Here is an 18677-nt window from a genome sequence, read left to right as displayed (position 1 = left end):
CCGCGCGAGGCCCCGCGACGTGGCTCAGCCCGCGGCGCCCGGCCCCTCGCCCAGGTAGAAGGCCCTGGTCCGATCGGCGGCGTCGAGCGCGTCCCGCTCCGGGCTCCCGCCCTCGACGGCGGCCCGCCCCCACGCCGCGGCCGCGGCGCGGATGAATCGCTTGGCCTGGTCGCTCTGCTCCCACTGCGTGGCCTCGGGCGGCAGGTCGTGCCCGGCCAGGTGCGAGGCGAGGCCGAGGAACGCCAGGTCCCAGCCGAGGCCGACGGCGCCGGGGCCGAACTGGTCCCACATCTCGGCGGGGGTGTCGCCGGAGTGCCGCAGCGTGAGCCGCGCCGCCTCGGCGCCGACCGCCTCCAGCGCGACGTCGACCCAGGTGACGGCCCCGCCGAACTCCCAGGTGATGCGGAACGAGCGCGGCGGCTCGCACTCCTCGACCACACCGCTCGCATTCCCCTCGACCTGGAACCGGCCGCCGATCCGCAGCTCCCCGGTGACGGGGGCGAACCAGCGGGGGAGCCGCTCGGCGGTGGTGCAGGCGTCCCACAGGTCGTCGACGGTGGTGGCGTAGACCTCGCTCAGCTCGACGATGGTGGGCACGGCGGCCGCGCCGGTCTCGTGCGCGCCGATGGTGACGCCGCGCCGCACCTCGTGCAGCTGCCGGTCGACATCGATGGGTGCGGTGACCTGGTCATCGGTCATGGGGGGGTCCTTCCTCGGTTCGTCGGGTGCGTTTGCCGCGGGCGATCTCGGTGTCGAGGGCGCGGAGCCGGGCGGTCCAGAAGTGCCGGAAGTGGCCGAGCCAGCGGTCCACCTCGCGCAGCGGCTCCGGCTCGACCACGTAGAGCCGCCGGGTGCCTTCGGCGCGGACCGAGGCGAAGCCGTTGTCTCGCAGCACCTTCAGGTGCTGCGAGACGGCGGGCTGGCTGATCCCGAACTCCGCCCGCACCTGCTCGGCCAGCTCACCGGCCGAGCGTTCCCCGCCGGCCAGCAGCTCGAGCAGCCGCCGGCGCACCGGGTCACCGAGAACATCGAACGCGTGCACATCCCGATATTTCAGGAAGAACTTATATAAGTCAAGAGTGAATTAAACCCCCTTGGGTGCCTGCTGCTTCATGAAGCCGAAGAGGTAGCCGGCAACCCGTCGCAGCTGGATCTCCTCGGCGCCCTCGGTGATCCGGTAGCGGCGGTGGTGGCGGTAGATGTGCTCGAAGGGCTTGTGCCGGGAGTAGCCGAGCCCGCCGTGCACCTGCATGGCGCGGTCGGCGGCCTCGCAGCAGAGCCGGTTGGCCCAGTAGTTGCACATGGAGACCTGGGCGGAGACGCTGAAGGCGCCGTCGCGGTCCATGGTCCATGCGGTCTTGTGGATGAGCGCGCGCAGCATCTCGCACTGGGTGTGCAGCTCGACCAGCGGGAACTGGATGGCCTGGTTGGCGGCGAGCCGCTTGCCGAAGGTGCGGCGCTCGCCCGCGTAGGCGACGGCCTCGTCGATGCAGTACTGGGCGGCGCCGAGGCTGGAGGCGGCCTGGCGGATCCGGTTCTCGTTGAAGAAGTGCTGCACGACGGCGAGGCCGCGGCCCTCACGGCCGAAGATCGCCGAGTCCGGCACCCGCACGGCGTCGAGTGAGATGCGGGCGTGGTCGGTGGGCATGTTGAAGGTCCAGAGGAATTCCTCGACGGTGAAGCCGGGGCTGGCGACCGGGACCAGGAAGGCGGTGATGCCGGTGGCGTCGCCCGCCTGCCCGGAGGTGCGGGCGAAGATCAGGTCGGTGTCGGCGCGGTGGATGCCGGTGTTCCAGGTCTTGGCGCCGGTGATGACCCAGTCGGCGCCGTCGCGCACGGCGGTGGTCTCCATGTGGGTGGCGTCGGAGCCGTGGTCGGGTTCGGTGATGCCGAAGGCGAAGCCGCGCTCGCCGGTGGCGAGGTCCTCGAGCCATTCGGCCTGCTGTGCCTCGGTGCCGTATTCGAGCATGAGCAGCAGCCCGACGTTGTTGCCGACGACGGCGTGCTCGTTCTGCAGGTCGCAGTGCAGCCCGAGGCCCTTGCGGGCGAGGTGTTCGCGGATGACGGCCATGTCGAGGTTGCCGCCGCCGCGCCCGCCGTGCTCGACCGGGAAGGGGTAGCGCAGGTGCCCGGCGGCGTCGGCGCGGCGGCGGGCCTCGTCGAGCAGCGCCTCCCATTCGGCGGCGGGCAGCCCGCCGCGGTCCCAGTCGGTGCGCGCGTCCTCGCGGCGGTGGTCGAAGAAGCGGTTGTTGTCGCCGGTGTGCTGCAGCGGGACGATCTCGCGCTCGATGAACTCGTCGAGCTCGGCGAGGTAGGCGGTGAGCGCGGCGGGCAGCTCGAAATCCATGGTGCTCCTCCTCAGGACGGCCGGGTCTGCATGAGCAGGTCCCATTCGATCTCCGGGATGCGCCGCCCGCTGGCGGCCATCACGATGTCGCGGACGCTGCCGTCGGTGTGTGCGGCGGCCTGCCCGGCCAGCCCGATGCCCCAGGCCAGCGTGGCCAGGGTCTTCCACCAGCGGAAGCGGTCGGGGTCGAAGTCGCCGCCCGCCTCGGTGTAGCCGCGCACGAAGGGTTCGCGTCCGGCGAAGCCGCCGAATTCGCGGTCGTCGGCACCGAAACGCCACATGCGCAGCGCGGCCCAGGCGGCGTCGCGCATGGGGTCGCCGTAGCGGTGCGCGCCCTCCCAGTCGAGGACCGCGCGGATGCCGTCGGGGCCGACGATCAGGTTGCCGTTGCGCAGGTCGGTGTGCAGGATCGCGGGGCGCGGGGGCGGGGCGGGGACGTCGCGGGCGAGGCGGCGCAGCGCGAAGGCGAAGGCGGGGCGGTCGGCGAGCAGGGCAGCGACGCCCCGCTCGGCCTCGGTGAGCGCGGCTTCGGCCGGGTTCCCGCCCGCGGTGCCGGGCAGCTCGGCGGGGGCGAGCGCGGGGTCGACGGCGTGCAGCCGGGCCATGGCGTGGCCGAGCTGGGTGGCGATGCGTTCGCCGTTGCTCTCGGCCGCGACCAGCCGCAGCACCCGGCGCGGGACGGTCTCGCCCTCGATCCGGGCCGAAAGCAGGAAGGGCTCGCCGACGGCGGCGGGGTCGGGGCAGACGCTCACCAGCTCCGGGACCGCGACCCCGGCGGTGCGGGCCAGCTCGCGCACCGCGGCCTCGGCGGTGACCGGGAGCAGCTGGATGCCGGCGGGCACCAGGGTGGCGACCAGGGCGAGCCGGCGCCCGCCGACGGTGGCGTCGACGGCGATATTGCGCCGCCGCGCGCCGGCCGAGAGCGGTTGCACGGTGTCGACGGTGGCGGGCTCGCCGAGCACCTCGCTCAGGTGCCGGGCGAGCCCGGCGGCGAGGTCGGGGCTCATTCGCCGGTCCAGGCGTCGTAGCCGGGTTTGGCGATGGCGAGGTCGGCGCGGGCGATCTCGACCAGGGCGGCCCATTCGGCGTGCTCGTCGCCCGCGGGCAGCGCGGCAAGGGCCCGCTGTTCGCGTTCGGCGGCAGCCGGGCCGAGCTCGGCTTCACGGGCGAGGATGCGGGCCAGGTTGGCCCCGACGCGGGCGCGGTGCCGCAGCTCCGGCGGGAGCGCGGGCAGGAGCACCTCGCCGAGCAGTTCGGCCAGGTCGTCGAGGAGTTCCCGGGCCGGGGGACGGTACTGCATCCGCGCCGCCTTCCGTCACATCGTCGTGGCCGTTCGTACCGTAGCGCATCCTACGGAGGTGTGCGGGCAGGTGCTGTCAGTTGCTGGGCGCGGCCCCGAGACGCATTGCGTGCGAGGGATTTCCGGTTTCGCCGGTCAGCGCGCGATTCCGGTTCGCCGGTTTCACAGCCGCCGCCCCGGGTAGTTGCCGACCCGTAACCAGGAGACGGCGCCGACACTCGCAGGCCGACGGCGCAATACCGGTCACCGCGGCGGCGCAGCGGTTACCGTTGCGCCCGATATTTCCTTCTCGCTCCACCGATCACGTCCGATCGCTCCCTTGCCGCGCGCGTCCGGCGGCAGCCACGCACGAGGAGGCCCGATGAGCACGATGTCCGGAACACGCCAGGCCGCGGTCGGTTCGCCCGTCCCGCCGGGACCGCCGGACACCCCGGGCCCGGACGGGTCCCGGCTGCACATCGCGCTCGTCGCCCCGCCTTACTACGAGGTGCCGCCCAGCGGCTACGGCGGGGTGGAGGCGGTGCTCGCCGACCTGGCCGACGCGCTGGTGGTGCGCGGGCACCGGGTGACGCTGCTCGGCGTCGGGCGTCCCGGGACCAGCGCCCGCTTCGTCGCGGTCTCCGACACCCCGGCCGCGGCCCGGCTCGGCGAGCCCTTCCCCGAGGTGGTGCACGCACTCGCGGTGCGCCGCGCGATCGAGCAGCTGCACGCGAGCGATCCGGTCGACGTCATCCACGACCACACCTTCGCCGGCGCGCTGAACGCACCCGCCTTCGCCCGGCTCGGCATCCCGGCGGTGATCACCGTGCACGGCTCGGTCGATTCCGAGCTGGCCGACTACTACCGCGAGATCGGCGACAGCGCCGGGCTGGTCGCGATCAGCGACCGCCAGCGCGCGCTCGCCCCCGACCTGAACTGGGTCGGGCGGGTGCACAACGCGCTGCGCCCGGCGGACTGGCCGTTCGAGCCGGTCAAGGGCGACTACGCGCTGTTCCTCGGCCGGTTCTCCCCGGACAAGGGGCCGGATCTGGCGCTGCACGCCGCGCACGCCGCCGGGGTGCCGCTGGTGCTGGCGGCCAAGTGCAGCGAGCCGATGGAGCGCCGCTACTTCGAGCGGACCGTGCGCCCGCTGCTCGGCCCCACCGACACCCTGGTCGGGGAGGCCGACGCCACCGCCAAACGCAAGCTGCTGGCCGGGGCGCGCTGCCTGCTGTTCCCGGTGCGCTGGGAGGAGCCGTTCGGCATGGTGCTGATCGAGGCGCTGGCCTGCGGCACCCCGGTGGTGGCGCTGCGCGCGGGCGCGGTGCCCGAGATCCTCACCCACGGCGTGACCGGAATGATCGCCGACGACCCGGCCGAGCTGCCCGCCGCCCTGCACCGGGTGACCGCGCTGGACCCGCGCGACTGCCGCCGCGCCGCGGAGACCAGGTTCGGGGTGGAGCGGCTCGCGGCCGGCTACGAGCACGCCTACCGCGCGGTCCGCGCCCGCCGCGCACCGGTCGCGGCCGGGAGCAGCGCATGACCGAGCCGCAGACCCTGCCGCACCGGGGCGAGCTGCCCTTCGACACCAGCCCGCAGACGGTGACGCTGGTGGAGGCCACCACCTTCTGCGCCTCGGACCCGCGCGGCGACATCGGCGGCGCGGCGGCCGGGCTGTACTACCGCGACACCCGGTTGCTGTCGCGCTGGGAACTCCTGGTCGACGGCCACCCGGCCGAGCAGCTCGCGCTCGACGTGCCGGAGCCGGACGAGGCCAGGTTCGTGCTGCGGGTGCCGCCGCGGACCGGGCTGGCCGACAGCACGCTGTTGATCGAGCGGCGCCGATTGGTCGGGGAGGGGCTGGCCGAGACGATCACGGTGCGCAACCTCGGCCACGAGGACACCGTGCTCGGGCTGGTGCTGCACGCCGACGCCGACTTCGCCGGGCTGCTCGCGGTGAAACAGGGCCGCGCGCACCAGGTTCCGGTGGAGGCGACCCCGGCCGAGCACGAGCTGCTGCTGCACGACCAGAGCGGCACCGGGCACGGGGTCGCGGTGCGCGCCTCCGGCCCGGCCCCGGTCATCGTGCCCGGCCAGCTGCGGTGGCAGGCGATGGTGCCCGCGCAGGGCGAGTGGGAGACCCGGCTGCTGGTGCAGCCGATCAGCGGGCACCGCCGGGTGGAGGTGACCTGCCTCGACCGCTGCGCCGAGCACCCGGCCAGGCACTGGCGCGCCACCCCCACCGCGCTCACCGCGACGGCGCCCGCGCTGGATCTGGTGCTGCGCCGCACCGACACCGACCTGGGCGCGCTGCGCATCGAGGACTCCGCGGCGGGCGCGGGCTACGTGGCGGCCGGCGCGCCCTGGTTCATGACGCTGTTCGGCCGCGACAGCCTGCTCACCTCCTGGATGACGCTGCCGCTGGACCACGGGCTGGCGCTGTCCACGCTGCGCGAGCTGGCCGCGACCCAGGGCGCGCGGGTGGACGCCTTCACCGAGGAGCAGCCGGGCCGGATCATGCACGAGCTGCGCCACGGCGGCCGCGACTGGCACGACGCGGTCACCTACGGCTCGGTGGACGCCACCCCGCTGTTCGTGGTGCTGCTGGCCGAGGCGCGGCGCTGGGGCGCCCCCGACGCCGAGGTGGCGGCGCTGCTGCCCGCGGCGGACGCGGCGCTGCGCTGGATCACCGAGTACGGCGACCGCGACGGCGACGGTTTCGTCGAGTACCGGCGGCTCTCGGATCAGGGGCCGGTGAACCAGGGCTGGAAGGGCAGCTTCGACGCGGTCACCGATGCCAGGGGCCGCGCGGCCGGGCCGTCGATCGCGCTGGCCGAGGTGCAGGGGTACGTGTACGCGGCGTACCTGGCGCGCGCGGAGCTGGCGGCGGCGTTCGGCGACGCGGGCACCGGCGCGGTGATGCGGGCGGCGGCCGAGGAGCTGCGGGCCCGTTTCGACGAGGCGTTCTGGATTCCCAAGCACGGCTGGTACGCCCTCGGCCTGGACGGCGACAAGCAGCAGATCGACGCGCTGACCAGCAATGCCGCCCAGTGCCTGTGGACCGGGATCGTGGCCGACGAGCGCGCCGAGGAGCTGGTCGACCGGCTGGCCGGCCCGGCGATGAACAGCGGGTTCGGGCTGCGCACGCTGGCCGACGGGATGGGCGCCTACAACCCGATGAGCTACCACAACGGCTCGATCTGGCCGCACGACACCGCGCTCGCGGTGGCCGGGCTGGCCCGCTACCGGCACGTGCGCGGGGCGGCCGAGCTCGCGGAGTCACTGGCAGCGGGGCTGCTGGACGCCGCGGAGCGGTTCGGCGGGCGGCTGCCGGAGCTGTTCTGCGGGTTCCCGCGCGCCCGGTTCGACCCGCCGATCCCGTATCCGGCGGCGTGCTCGCCGCAGGCGCTGGCCAGCGCGGCCCCGCTGCTGCTGATCCGCGCGCTGCTCGGCCTCGAGCCCGACCTGCCCCGCCGCACCCTGCTGCTCACCCCGCGGCTGCCCGCGGCCTGGGGCGAGGTGCGGCTGACCGACCTGCGCCTGGGCGGGGCGACCGTGCACGTGATCGCCCGCGGCGACACCGCCCGGGTCGAGGGGCTGCCCGCGGGCTGGCACCTCGACATCCGCTGAGAATCAGACGGTCCGCTCCCCGGCCGGGGCATCGGCGGCATCGTCCGGTTTCCCGGCCCGGGACGGGTTGTCGTCGGTGGCTTCGGGGGCCGGTTCGGTGACGACGTCGATCTGCTCGCCGATGTAGCGCACGACCACGGCGACGATCGCCACGACCGGTACCGCGAGGAAGGCGCCGACGATCCCGTAGAGCGAGCTGCCCGCGGTGACCGCGAGCAGCACCACCACCGCGTGCAGCTTCATGCTGCGGCTCTGCAGCACCGGCTGCAGCACATTGCCCTCCAGCTGCTGCACCGCGATGATGATCCCGAGCACGATGAGCGCGGTGGTGAACCCGTTGCCGACCAGCGCGACCAGCACCGCGAGCGCGCCGGCGACGAACGCCCCGACCACGGGGACGAAGCCGCCGATGAAGGTGATGACGGCGAGCACCATGGCCAGCGGGACGCCGAGGATCACCAGCCCGGCACCGATGAAGATCGCGTCGATCAGGCTGACCAGCGCCTGGGTGCGGATGAAGCCCCCGAGCGTGACCCACATCCGGTTGAGCACCTCTTCGACGTGGCGCCCGCTGCGGCTGCCGAGCAGCAGGTGCAGCCAGGGCAGGAACCGCGGCCCGTCCTTGATGAAGAAGAAGACCAGCACCAGCACCAGGAAGATGCCGATGAGCGCGGAGGTGGCGGTGGTGACACCGGTGAAGACCCCGCCCGCGATCTGCTCGGCACTGGACTGCAGCCGCTGCACGATGGCGTCGACCGCCGAGTCGAGCTGTTCGTCGCGGACCCGCAGCGGCGGGCCGCGCAGCCAATCGCGCACCTGATTGACGCCCTCGGTGGACTTGTCGCCCAGGTCGGGGGCCTGGTCGACGACCGAGGGGACGATCAGCGCGATCACCCCGGCCAGGACGCCGATGAAGCCGAGCAGCGAGATGGTGGCGGCGAGGGCGGGCCGCAGCCCGTGGTTCACCATCCAGCGGGTCGGCGGCCAGAGCACGGTGGACACGACGATGGCCAACGCCACCGGAAGCAGGATCACCCAGAACTTGGCGATGAGGTAGCCGAGCACCCAGGCTCCGGCGGCGATCGCGACCAGGCACAGCGACCACTTGGCCAGCCAGAGGAACCCGCTGCCGATCACCTCGCCCCGGTCACGCGCCTGCTCGGGCTTTCGGGTGCCGTGTTCGACGGCGTCTTCCGCGCTCACGCGGTCAGTTTCGCACGACGGGGCGCGAATCCGCGCCGGGCCGGGTCGGGTTGTCTGGTCACGGCTGCCGCGATGCCCGCTGCCGATGCGCGCAAACGTGACCGATCAGGTGAGAAAGGCACGCGCGCATCACCTTCCATCCGGCGTGTGCTGCGCCACGCCGGGACGCTGTTTCGATTTCCGACGGGATTGACGGAAAAATTGCGGGGCAATCACGAACCACGGCCGGGCGGCGTCCCGGCACCGGGCCCCGACGGGCCCGGCGGAGCTGGAAGGAAGTGGGAGGAATGGCGCGCCGGGAAGCGGAGTTGGTGGCGGCATTCGTCCGCCTCGCGGACACACTCGTCGACGATTACGACCCGATGGACCTGGTGCAGTACCTGCTCGACCGTGCCGTCGAGCTGCTGCCGCCCGCCGACAACGGCGCGGTGCTGCTGGTGGACGAGCACGGCGACCTCCAGGTCTTCGCCTCGACCGACGAGACGGCGCGCTGGCTGGAGCTGCTGCAGCTGCAGTCCCGCAACGGGCCGTGCCTGCAGTCCTACCGGACCGCGGAGCGGGTCGTCACCGAGGACCTGAAGCGCGACCGGGAGCGCTGGCCGGAGTTCGCCGACACCGCCTACGAGCAGGGGCTGCGCTCGGTCTACGCGCTGCCGCTGCGGCTGCGCGACGATCGCCTCGGCGCGATGAACCTGTTCAGCACCGACCCCGAGGCGCACCTGTCCGACGACGATCTCGCGGTCGGCCAGGCGCTGGCCGACATCGCCGCGATCGCGCTGCTGCGGGCCAGGCAACTGGCCGACACCAGGACGGTGAACAACCAGCTGCAGACCGCGCTGCAGTCCCGGATCGTGATCGAGCAGGCCAAGGGCGTGCTCTCGGCGCAGGGCGAGCTGCACCCGGAGACGGCGTTCGCCGCGCTGCGCGGCTACGCCCGCCACCACCGGCGCCGGCTGCCCGAGCTCTCCCGCGACGTGGTGGAGCGCTCGGTGGACGCCGCCGAGGTGCTGGCCTTCGCCGCGGCGCGCGCGGGCGAGCGGTAGCGGTCAGGGCTCGGCGTGCTCGCTGTCGTCGGCGCGTTCGTGCACGGTGAGCAGCAGGTGGTCGAACCGGGTGCGCAGCTGGACGTCGGCGTCGGCGCTCGCGGCGAGCTCGGCGATCAGCCGCGCGGCGAGCGTGCGCAGTTTGACGTTGGTCTCCTGCGAGCGCCAGGCGAGCACCCGGAAGGCCTGGTCGGCGCTGATCCCGTAGACCAGCATCATGGCGCCCTTGACCTGTTCGATGGCGGCGCGCGATTCGTAGAGCTCGGGCAGCACGCCGTCGAGGGTGGCCTTGCGGCTCTCGGCGAAGGTGTCGGTGACGTCGATGTAGTAGCCGCCGGTGCCGAGCACGGTGCCGTCGTCGCCGGTCAGGTAGTCGCCGACGACGAGCACGTGGCGCACCGTGCCCGCGCGGTCGATGATGCGGTGGCTGCTGCAGAAGGGCTCGCCGGTGTCGACGGTGCGGGCGATGGTGGCGGCGACCTGGTCGCGGTCGTCGGGGTGTTTGTGCGAGAGCAGCAGCTCGGTGGTGGCCTGCACGGCGCCCTCGGCGTAGCCGTGCATGGCGGCGACCTCGTCGGACCATTCCCAGCGCTGGTCGGCGAGCCAGAACCGGAAACCGCCCGCGACCTGGGTGCGGCCGCCGCCGAGCAGCTCGGTGCCCCCGGGCAGCCCGTCCCCGGCCTCCGGCGTGCGCAGCACGGCGCCGAGCACGACGGCATCACTGTTCGCCTGGTCCATACCCCTACCTCTTCCGACGAAATCGTTTCGCCGCAGGCCACCGGGGTCTGGGGTAGCGCGTGACGCCGACAGAATATCCAATGCCGGTGACAGGCGGGGTGCGGGGGCACCGGTGTTGATCTTGAAACCGTCCGGTACTTCCGATCGGGGTGATCGCACCGGCGGCAGCGGGGCGGCGCCGGATGGTAGGAAAGGGGACGTGTCCGCAACTGGCGATCCCTCCGGTACCTCTCCCGACTCCAGCGCCGTCGCCGAGGTCGTCGATCTGGTCAGCGCGCTGATCCGCTTCGACACCTCCAACACCGGCGACCTGGCCACCACCAAGGGCGAGGCCGAGTGCGCGCGGTGGGTGATCGAACAGCTCGAGGAGGTCGGCTACACCACCGAGTACGTGGAGTCCGGCGCGCCGGGCCGCGGCAACGTCTTCGCCCGGCTCCCCGGCGCCGACTCCTCGCGCGGCGCGCTGCTGATCCACGGCCACCTGGACGTGGTGCCCGCCGAGGCCGCGGACTGGAGCGTGCACCCGTTCTCCGGCGCGGTGCGGGACGGCTACGTGTGGGGCCGCGGCGCGGTCGACATGAAGGACATGGTCGGCATGTCGCTGGCGCTGGCCCGCCAGTTCCGCCGCGAGGGAACGGTCCCGCCGCGCGACATCGTCTTCGCCTTCCTCGCCGACGAGGAGAACGGCGGCAAGTGGGGGTCGCAGTGGCTGGTGAAGCACCGCCCCGATCTGTTCGACGGCATCACCGAGGCGGTCGGCGAGGTCGGCGGCTTCTCGCTGACGGTGCCGCGCCCGGACGGCAGCGACCGCCGCCTCTACCTGGTGGAGACCGCGGAGAAGGGGCTGGGCTGGATGCGGCTGCGCGCGAAGGCGCGCGCCGGGCACGGCTCGTTCCTGCACGAGGACAACGCGGTCACCATCCTGGCCAGGGCCGTCGCCCGCCTCGGCACGCACACCTTCCCGCTGGTGGTCTCGGACTCGGTGGCCGAGTTCCTGGCCGCGGTGAGCGAGGAGAGCGGGCTGGAGTTCGATCCGGCGGGCCCCGACATCGAGGGCAGGCTGGCCAAGCTGGGCACGATCTCCCGGATCATCGGCGCCACGCTGCGCGACACCGCCAATCCGACCATGCTCAGCGCCGGCTACAAGGCCAATGTCATCCCGCAGACCGCGGAGGCGGTGGTGGACTGCCGGGTGGTGCCGGGCCGCCAGGCCGAGTTCGAGCGCGAGGTGGACGAGCTGATCGGCCCGGACGTGGAGCGCGAGTGGATCACCAAGCTCGACTCCTACGAGACCACCTTCGACGGGCACCTGGTGGACGCGATGAACGCCGCGGTGCTGGCGCACGACCCGAACGGACGCACCGTGCCCTACATGCTCTCCGGCGGCACCGACGCGAAGGCCTTCGCCGAGCTCGGGATCCGCTGCTTCGGGTTCGCGCCGCTGCGGCTGCCGCCGGAGCTGGATTTCACCGCGCTGTTCCACGGCGTGGACGAGCGGGTGCCGGTGGAGTCGCTCGAATTCGGCACCCGGGTGCTGGAACACTTCCTGCTGCACAGCTGAACCGAACCCAGAGAGGACCGCATGACCCACAACCCGTACGACGCGCTGCCCGAGGTTCCGTCCTTCACCGTCACCTCCGACGACATCGCCGACGGCGAGAAGTTCGGCAACGACCAGGTGAGCGGGGTGTTCGGCGCGGGCGGCCGGGATATCTCGCCGCAGCTGTCGTGGTCCGGCTTCCCGGCCGGGACCAAGAGCTTCGCGGTCACCGTCTACGACCCGGACGCCCCGACCGCGTCCGGGTTCTGGCACTGGGCGGTGGCCGACATCCCGGCGGGCACCACCTCGATCCCGTCCGGGGCTGGCAGCGGCGAGGAGGGCGGGGCGATCCCGTCCGGGGCGATCACGCTGCGCAACGACGGCGGCTTCGCCGGGTACGTGGGCGCGGCCCCGCCGGAGGGCCACGGCCCGCACCGCTACTTCATCGTGGTGCACGCGGTGGACGTGGAGAGCCTCGGCATCCCGCCGGAGGCGAGCCCGGCCTTCCTCGGCTTCAACCTGTTCTCGCACACCCTGGCCCGCGCGACCCTGGTCGCCACCTACGAGCAGTAGGCACGACACGGCAACGGCCCCGGACCTGCTGTCCGGGGCCGTTTTTCGTGCGCGGGTCAGACCGCGACGACCCGCCCGCCCGGCTCGGGGCCGTAGAGCGCGGTGATCTCGGCCGCGTAGGCATTCGCGATCGGCACCCGCTTGAGCGACATCTTCGGGGTGAGCTCCTCGCCGCCGGGCTCCCAGACCCGGTCGACGACGGTGAAGCGTTTGATCTGCTCCACCCGGGAGAGTTTCCGGTTGCCCTCGGCGACGGCGGCGCGCAGCTCGTCGAGGATCTCGGTGCGGGCGATGAGGGCGGGCAGCTCCTCGCCGGTCGCGTCGAGGTCCTTGGCGCGCAGCGCGAGCACGTCGGGGTCGACCATGATCAGCGCGGTGATGTAGGGCCTGGCGTCGCCGATGGCGACGATCTGCCCGACCAGCGAGCTGGCGGCCTTGACCGCGTTCTCGATGTTGGAGGGGGCGATGTTCTTGCCCGCCTCGCTGATGATGAGTTCCTTCTTGCGGTCGATGATCCGCAGGTAGCCGTCGTCGTCGAGGCTGCCGACGTCGCCGGTGTGCAGCCAGCCGTCGGCGTCGATGGCCTCGGCGGTCTTGTCCGGCATGTTGCGGTAGCCGCGGGTGACGATCGGGCCGCGGATCAGCACCTCGCCGTCCTCGGCCAGTCTCAGCTCGACCCCGTCGACCGGGCGCCCCACCGAGCCGGGGCGCGGGTTGTCCAGGTCGGTGAAGGTGCCGACGCCGGTGGTCTCCGACATCCCCCACACCTCGGAGACCACGAACCCGAGCCCCAGGTAGTACTCGAGGGTCTCCGGCGGGATGGGCGCCGCGCCGGAGGAGGCGACGCGCAGCTGGTCGAGCCCGAGCGCGGCGCGCAGCTTGGCCAGCACCAGCTTGTCGGCGACGGCGTGCTGGGCCTTGAGCACCGGCGAGCGGCCCTTGCCGCTGAGATCGGCGCGCGCGGCGGCGATTCCGGTCCTGATCGCCCAGTCCGCGAGCGACCGCTTGAGCGGGCTGGGTTCGGCGGCGAGCTTGCCCTCGACCCCGGCCTTGATCTTCTGCCACACCCGCGGCACGCCGAAGAAGGTGGTGGGGCGGGCATCGGGCAGCGCGGCGGCGATCTCGCGCGGGTCGGGAACGGTGGTGATCTGCACCCCGGTGAGCAGGCTGATGGCGTGCCCGGAGATGCGGTCGGCGACGTGCGCGGCGGGCAGGTAGGAGACGGCGCGGTCGTCGAACCCGACCTTCAGCGGCCCGCTGAGCAGCGCGATGATCTGGGCCAGCACGTTGCGGTGGCTGATCTCCACGCCCTTGGACGGCCCGGTGGTGCCGGAGGTGTAGATGAGGGTGGCGAGGTCGTCGGCGCGCACCGCCTGCCAGGCGGCGTCGAAGTCGAAGCCGGGCTCGGGGTTCGCCTCCAGATCGGCGAGGGTGATCGCGCCGGTCGCCGGGCCGTCGACCACGATCAGGTGCTCGATCGGGGTCGCCACCGCCGTGATCACCGGCAGGAACGCCCGCTCGGTGACGACGACCTTGTTCCCGGCATTGCCGAACTGGTGCGCGATCTGCTCGGTGGAGCTGGTGTTGTAGACCGAGAACGGGGTCGCGCCCAGGTGCAGCGCGGCGGTGTCGACGAGGTTGAACTCGGGCCGGTTGGTGAGCATGATGCCGACGGTGTCGCCGCGGGCGACGCCGAGCCGCGCGAGCCCGGCCGCGAGCACCCGGACCCGTCCGGCGTACTGGCCCCAGGTGATCTCCTGGGTCCCGCCGACGGTGCGCAGCGCCACCTGGTCGGGGCGCAGCTTCACGGTCTCCTGGAACGCGGCGGGCACGGTGTGGACGGTGGCGCCCGATTCGTGGGCGAAGCCGATCTCCGGTGTTGTCATAGTCGTGGTTCCCGATCGTCGAGCGTGGCCACACGCGGCCCCTGACACAGTGGCGGTGATCGTTCGTCACCGTGTCAGGGTTCAGGGTGCGCGGGAGTGGTGTGGGTCACGTCGATCGTAGCGGGTGCGCTGCCCGGATCGTCCTTATTCCGGGAGGAGGTGGTGGCGCTTGACCCGCTTGGCGGTCAGATAGTGCCGCGCGGCCTCCGAGCGCGGCTCGGTGTGCAGGGGAACGACATCGACCTCGACAGCGGCCTCCTGCAGAGCCGCGACCTTGTCCGGGTTGTTCGTCATCAGCCGGATTCTGCGGAGGCCGATCCCTGCCAACGCGACTGCGGCTACCTTGTAGTCTCTCGAATCCTCTACCAACCCCAGGCAGCGATAGCTCTCGAAGGTGTCGAGCCCCAAGCGTTGCCCGAGGCCTAGACCTCGGGCCTTGTTCATGAGTCCGGCGCCACGACCTTCCTGCTCCAGATAGACGAGGACTCCCGCCCCTTCGCCTTGGATGCAGTCTATCGCGGCCTCGAGCTCCGGGCCGCAGTCACAGTCCTCGAAGCCGAGCACGTCGCCGTACAGGCACCGCGAATGCAGCCGGACCAGACATCCATCGGTGATAGCGCCGAAAACCAGCAGATGCCCGCCATTTATGCAGTCGTTCAATTCGACGACTCGCATGTCGATCTCGCAACCTTTGCGCGAACTCCGATGAGCCGGGCTGACATCCAAGAACTCATCGACCGTCGCCATCAACGTAGGATAATCGCAAGAGCACTTCGAAGCCACTCGAAGTGCCGTCAGCCGAGCGCCTCCGCAGCAACCTCCTACTGCGGACGGGCATTGGAATCGCCAGAGGTTGACTGAGACACGGAGGCTCGGTCAACATTGCGGAGCTGCGAGTTGTCGGCGATGTGACGATAGAATCGCTACATGCTGAGCAGAGGGGGATTCCTTTGACCACCACGACGGGGACGGGAACAGCAGCACTGGTGCTGGTCCATGGATTGTTTTCATCTGGGAAAACCTGGAAGGACTTGTCAGATCGAATCGCCGAAGATGACGACCTGGCGGAACGTTTTCATGTTTTCCTGATGGAATACGCAAGCCCCAAGTTTCAACTGAACCCGACCAGAGCGATTCCCGACTATAACGTCATCGCGCGATCCCTGAGAGCGTTCCTCGATGTCGAGATCGGGGCGTACGACAAGGTCGTACTCGTCAGCCACAGCCAGGGCGGCTTGATTGTGCAAAGATATCTGTCTTCAATGCTTGCCGAAGGACAAGGGCATGCGTTAGCGCGAATAAAATCGGTCGTCATGCTTGCATGCCCGAATTCGGGGTCCGAGCTCGCTATCAGCTTACGCCGAATGATGAAGATCTGGCGCAATCCGCAGGAACGACAGCTGCGCCCGCTCAACGAACAGATAACCGAGGCGCGGAGTCGTGTACTCTCTGGTATCCAGTACGCCAAAGAGATCGGTCCCAATTCTTGCCCGATCCCGCTGCACGTGTACGCCGGCGAGAGCGATGGCATTGTGACGCCATCTTCGGCCTGTGATGTGTTCCCGAATGCCAAAGCGCTGCCAGGCGATCACTTCACGATCCTCCACGCGAAAACAAGCCGATCTCGAACATTCACCACCCTGCGACATCACCTGCTTCTGTCACTGAGCGCCCTCGAACTCGACCCGGAGCCCAGCGCGACGGCGTTGGAATCGAGAGCTTACGCCGACAGCGCGCACTCCGGCCCGCGACACAACCTCGTCGCGCCGGTGGATTTTTTCAACAGGCAGGTCGAATTCGACAGGGTCATCGAAGGACTGCTAGCCAGGGGGCGGACCATCACGATGATCTCAGGTCTCGGCGGGATCGGGAAATCGGCACTGGCGAACAAGGTCGCGTGGGAAATCGTGAAGTCACGGACACCCTTGAGCTTCGACCATGTGGTATGGCACTCACATGTCCCCGGCGCTGAAAGTGTCGATGCTCTGATCGATTCGATTGCCGAGGTGCTCGAGTATCCGTACCTCCGAGCATTGCCACCGGCGCAGAAGAGCACAAAAGCCGTGGAGCACCTCAATCGGAGCCGCAGTCTCGTGATAATCGACAATCTCGACGACGAAGACTCCCCGCTATCCGAGGTGATCAGCAGGATAGATCCGGAGTCCAGCAAGGTGATCATTACCTCCCGGCGCCGCGATACGAACGACAGATGGCCGGTAGATCTCAACGGGCTCGATTACACAGCGGTCAGTGAACTGGTGTCCAGAGAAGGTAACCGGCTCAATATTCCATCACTCGTCTCGGACAGCGCGGAGGATCTCGAATCCTACAAGAACGCGACAGGGGGAAACCCTCTCGCAATCCGCCTGACAGCAGCCCAGATGCGCTACAGCGGTGAGAAGCTGGAGACGACGGTGTCCCGGCTGACCACCGCCGGAAATCGTGATCTCTTCGGCACCATATTCGACAGCGCATGGTCGCAGTTGTCGTCACATGACAGCATGGCCGTAGAGGTCGTGTTGATCACTTCCCTCCACAGCAGAACTGCTTCGCCCGAGGCCATCGCTCATGTTCTGCAGTCGGAGGAAAGCGCATCGCGGAATGCCATAGATCGGGCGGTGAGATCGTCGCTCGTCGATATTGTGTGGGTGGAACCGCACGGCTCCGGCCGCCTGGCTCTCCATCCGCTGACGAGATCATACGCACTGTATGTACTGGAATCCGATCCGCCTCTGCGTCAGCGAATCCAGGATCGCATGATCGATTACTACCGGACGCTCGTAGCCGGAAACCGGCACATAAATGGCAACCTCGACTGCGTTGCAGAGCTCGCCCGAGAGCGCGAAGAAATTCTCACCATCGCCCAGACCCTGTTCGCCGTGGCATCCGAGACCCGAGACAGCGAGAAACTGAGGATCGTGCAAGAGATCGGGGAGGGCATGACGGAGTACCTCTCGACTCACGGCTATTGGCAAGAACACATAGTTCTCGCCGAGATATCCGCGGCCGCCGCGGCGAGTACCGGTTCGCAGGTGGAAGAAATACGCGCATTGACACTTGCCGGCCGAATATCGGCATGGTGGCGGCGCACCGAAGAAGCGGAGCGATACCTGTCGCGCAGCGAGGCAGTTCTCGAAGACCTCGACAGCTCCGACGAATTCACCGATATCGCGCGCTTGCGAGGACAGGTCCGCTATCTCCGAGGAGATTTCGACGGAGCGCTGCATGTTCTGCGCACTGTGCTGGATAAAACCGCAGATTCGCTGGCGGCGAATGACCGGGCCGCGATTCTCACGGAGATAGGTAGGTGCGAAATTGCGCTCGAAGATTTCGAGTCCGCGGACATAAGTCTCCGGCAGTCTTACCGGCTGGCAGACACGCTGGGGCTGATCGAAGAGAAGGCGTTCGCAGCGAGCCTCCTGGCCGAACTCGATGTGTATCGCGGAAATTTCGACAGTGCACGAACGACATTCGAGCGGGTACTCGGCTGGTCGATGCAGGCGGGGTTGCAAGCTGTTTTGGCGAGAAGCTTGCAGGGCCTGGCAAAGGTGGCTGTTGCAACGAGAGACCTTCGTCGTGCTCAATCGTATGCGTCCCGGGCGCGCGAAGTCTACCTCCGGCTGGGGATCACCGAGTCCGCACACGAAAGCCAATCGATCGTCAGCAACCTGCCGGGCGGTGTTCAGCAGGCCAGGCTCGGCGACCTGCTGACGAAATGTCGAGCGGTGATCTTCGATTTCGACGACACCTTGGCCGCGACATCGCGTTCGCGATGGGTAGTGCTGCGCAGGACCGCGGCAGAATTCGGGGTCGACGTCACCTCGGATGCTATCCGTGCCGCCTGGGGGCTGCCGTTCGAGGCGCTGATTGCCGCGCTGGTTCCCACACTCGATGCCGAGGAGTTCATCACCCGGTATCGAGTGGCGATGCTCGAATCCCCTCCCGCTTCGCTACCGGGGGTCAAGAGCCTGCTGACCGGACTTGCGTTGCGCCGAGTCAGGTGCTTGATCGTCGGATCCGGCAATTACTCGCTTATTCTGCAGGATCTTGACGCACTGGGTTTGAGCCCATTCTTCGACGAGCGTGATATCTTCGGATCCGAACAGACAACGGTCCATAAGCCTGATCCTCGTGTCCTGAAAGAACCGATGGACGCGCTTGTGTCCGACGGCTTCGATCGCGAGCACATCGTTCTCGTCGGTGACAGCGAGCGCGATTTCAGAGCAGCCACGGGAAACAGAGTCCCCTTTATCGGTGTCATGACCGGATTGGACGATCGCGAGGACTTCGTTCGCTACGGTGTCGCTCAGCATCTGGTTGTCGGCGATCTGACACAGTTGCTGCCGTGGATTTCGACACCGGCAACGGTCCGATCAACCATCTGACCGATGGCGCCGGGCGGCGCGTAGCGGCCGGGATCGCTCGCGGGTGGGGCGCA

At 69.8% G+C, this 18677-nt stretch carries 15 protein-coding genes; 6 read left to right on the top strand and 9 right to left on the bottom strand.

What is annotated here, in order from left to right; genetic code table 11:
- Positions 1-24 precede the first annotated feature (24 nt).
- From ACFO0B_RS25955 to ACFO0B_RS25935, 5 genes are read right to left on the bottom strand one after another with little or no spacing between them, the layout of a single operon-like run.
- Positions 25-699 (bottom strand): SRPBCC family protein, encoded by a 675-nt coding sequence (locus tag ACFO0B_RS25955; protein WP_378615229.1) that lies wholly within the window; start codon positions 697-699, stop codon positions 25-27.
- Positions 689-1042 carry an ArsR/SmtB family transcription factor gene (locus ACFO0B_RS25950; protein ID WP_378615227.1) on the bottom strand — a complete coding sequence of 118 codons (354 nt, stop codon included), beginning with the start codon at positions 1040-1042 and terminating at the stop codon, positions 689-691. Before ACFO0B_RS25950 ends, ACFO0B_RS25955 begins: the two co-directional genes overlap by 11 nt.
- Positions 1043-1084: 42 nt before the next feature.
- On the bottom strand, positions 1085-2347 hold the full coding sequence (locus tag ACFO0B_RS25945; protein ID WP_378615225.1) for an acyl-CoA dehydrogenase family protein: 1263 nt from the start codon (positions 2345-2347) through the stop codon (positions 1085-1087).
- Positions 2348-2358: 11 nt separating this feature from the next.
- Positions 2359-3354, bottom strand: coding sequence for a phosphotransferase family protein (locus ACFO0B_RS25940; protein ID WP_378615223.1), 996 nt, complete (start codon positions 3352-3354; stop codon positions 2359-2361).
- Entirely contained in the window at positions 3351-3647 is a 297-nt protein-coding gene (locus ACFO0B_RS25935) for a DUF6285 domain-containing protein (protein ID WP_378615221.1), read from the bottom strand. The genes ACFO0B_RS25940 and ACFO0B_RS25935 overlap by 4 nt, the downstream gene beginning before the upstream one ends.
- Before the next feature lie 361 nt (positions 3648-4008).
- Between ACFO0B_RS25935 and ACFO0B_RS25930 the strand changes: the two genes are divergently transcribed.
- Together ACFO0B_RS25930 and ACFO0B_RS25925 are read left to right on the top strand one after the other, a co-directional pair.
- Positions 4009-5169, top strand: a complete 1161-nt coding sequence (locus ACFO0B_RS25930; RefSeq protein ID WP_378615219.1) for a glycosyltransferase family 4 protein — start codon at positions 4009-4011, stop codon at positions 5167-5169.
- Complete coding sequence (locus tag ACFO0B_RS25925; RefSeq protein ID WP_378615218.1) at positions 5166-7256, top strand: amylo-alpha-1,6-glucosidase; 2091 nt, start codon at positions 5166-5168, stop codon at positions 7254-7256. The genes ACFO0B_RS25930 and ACFO0B_RS25925 overlap by 4 nt, the downstream gene beginning before the upstream one ends.
- A 3-nt stretch (positions 7257-7259) precedes the next feature.
- Here the strand turns inward: ACFO0B_RS25925 and ACFO0B_RS25920 are convergent, their stop codons facing one another.
- Positions 7260-8459, bottom strand: coding sequence for an AI-2E family transporter (locus ACFO0B_RS25920; protein WP_378615216.1), 1200 nt, complete (start codon positions 8457-8459; stop codon positions 7260-7262).
- Positions 8460-8746: 287 nt separating this feature from the next.
- Between ACFO0B_RS25920 and ACFO0B_RS25915 the strand changes: the two genes are divergently transcribed.
- Positions 8747-9502, top strand: a complete 756-nt coding sequence (locus tag ACFO0B_RS25915) for a GAF and ANTAR domain-containing protein (protein ID WP_378615214.1) — start codon at positions 8747-8749, stop codon at positions 9500-9502.
- Between the two features lie 3 nt (positions 9503-9505).
- On the opposite strand, the gene ACFO0B_RS25910 is transcribed toward ACFO0B_RS25915, so the two are convergent.
- Positions 9506-10240, bottom strand: a complete 735-nt coding sequence (locus ACFO0B_RS25910) for a PAS and ANTAR domain-containing protein (protein ID WP_378615212.1) — start codon at positions 10238-10240, stop codon at positions 9506-9508.
- 199 nt (positions 10241-10439) lie between these two features.
- On the opposite strand from ACFO0B_RS25910, the gene ACFO0B_RS25905 reads away from it, so the two are divergent.
- Entirely contained in the window at positions 10440-11801 is a 1362-nt protein-coding gene (locus ACFO0B_RS25905; RefSeq protein WP_378615210.1) for a M20/M25/M40 family metallo-hydrolase, read from the top strand.
- A gap of 21 nt (positions 11802-11822) precedes the next feature.
- Positions 11823-12353 (top strand): YbhB/YbcL family Raf kinase inhibitor-like protein, encoded by a 531-nt coding sequence (locus ACFO0B_RS25900; RefSeq protein ID WP_378615208.1) that lies wholly within the window; start codon positions 11823-11825, stop codon positions 12351-12353.
- A 56-nt stretch (positions 12354-12409) separates the two neighbouring features.
- On the opposite strand, the gene ACFO0B_RS25895 is transcribed toward ACFO0B_RS25900, so the two are convergent.
- On the bottom strand, positions 12410-14239 hold the full coding sequence (locus ACFO0B_RS25895) for an AMP-dependent synthetase/ligase (RefSeq protein WP_378615206.1): 1830 nt from the start codon (positions 14237-14239) through the stop codon (positions 12410-12412).
- 144 nt (positions 14240-14383) lie between these two features.
- Positions 14384-14986, bottom strand: a complete 603-nt coding sequence (gene ribA, locus ACFO0B_RS25890; protein ID WP_378615204.1) for a GTP cyclohydrolase II RibA — start codon at positions 14984-14986, stop codon at positions 14384-14386.
- A 203-nt stretch (positions 14987-15189) separates the two neighbouring features.
- On the opposite strand from ribA, the gene ACFO0B_RS25885 reads away from it, so the two are divergent.
- Positions 15190-18624: an alpha/beta fold hydrolase gene (locus tag ACFO0B_RS25885; protein ID WP_378615202.1), complete on the top strand. Its 3435-nt coding sequence runs from the start codon at positions 15190-15192 to the stop codon at positions 18622-18624.
- Positions 18625-18677 lie beyond the last annotated feature (53 nt).

This window comes from Nocardia jiangsuensis, assembly GCF_042650385.1.
Classification (GTDB): domain Bacteria; phylum Actinomycetota; class Actinomycetes; order Mycobacteriales; family Mycobacteriaceae; genus Nocardia; species Nocardia jiangsuensis.
This window is presented reverse-complemented; position numbering and strand designations above follow the sequence as displayed.

Excerpts from the sequence above, each read along its gene's own strand:
- ACFO0B_RS25955 (WP_378615229.1), bottom strand. The coding sequence starts at position 699 with ATGACCGATGACCAGGTCACCGCACCCATCGATGTCGACCGGCAGCTG.
- ACFO0B_RS25945 (WP_378615225.1), bottom strand. The coding sequence starts at position 2,347 with ATGGATTTCGAGCTGCCCGCCGCGCTCACCGCCTACCTCGCCGAGCTC.
- ACFO0B_RS25940 (WP_378615223.1), bottom strand. The coding sequence starts at position 3,354 with ATGAGCCCCGACCTCGCCGCCGGGCTCGCCCGGCACCTGAGCGAGGTG.
- ACFO0B_RS25935 (WP_378615221.1), bottom strand. The coding sequence starts at position 3,647 with ATGCAGTACCGTCCCCCGGCCCGGGAACTCCTCGACGACCTGGCCGAA.
- ACFO0B_RS25930 (WP_378615219.1), top strand. The coding sequence starts at position 4,009 with ATGAGCACGATGTCCGGAACACGCCAGGCCGCGGTCGGTTCGCCCGTC.
- ACFO0B_RS25925 (WP_378615218.1), top strand. The coding sequence starts at position 5,166 with ATGACCGAGCCGCAGACCCTGCCGCACCGGGGCGAGCTGCCCTTCGAC.
- ACFO0B_RS25915 (WP_378615214.1), top strand. The coding sequence starts at position 8,747 with ATGGCGCGCCGGGAAGCGGAGTTGGTGGCGGCATTCGTCCGCCTCGCG.
- ACFO0B_RS25910 (WP_378615212.1), bottom strand. The coding sequence starts at position 10,240 with ATGGACCAGGCGAACAGTGATGCCGTCGTGCTCGGCGCCGTGCTGCGC.
- ACFO0B_RS25900 (WP_378615208.1), top strand. The coding sequence starts at position 11,823 with ATGACCCACAACCCGTACGACGCGCTGCCCGAGGTTCCGTCCTTCACC.
- ACFO0B_RS25895 (WP_378615206.1), bottom strand. The coding sequence starts at position 14,239 with ATGACAACACCGGAGATCGGCTTCGCCCACGAATCGGGCGCCACCGTC.
- ribA (WP_378615204.1), bottom strand. The coding sequence starts at position 14,986 with ATGGCGACGGTCGATGAGTTCTTGGATGTCAGCCCGGCTCATCGGAGT.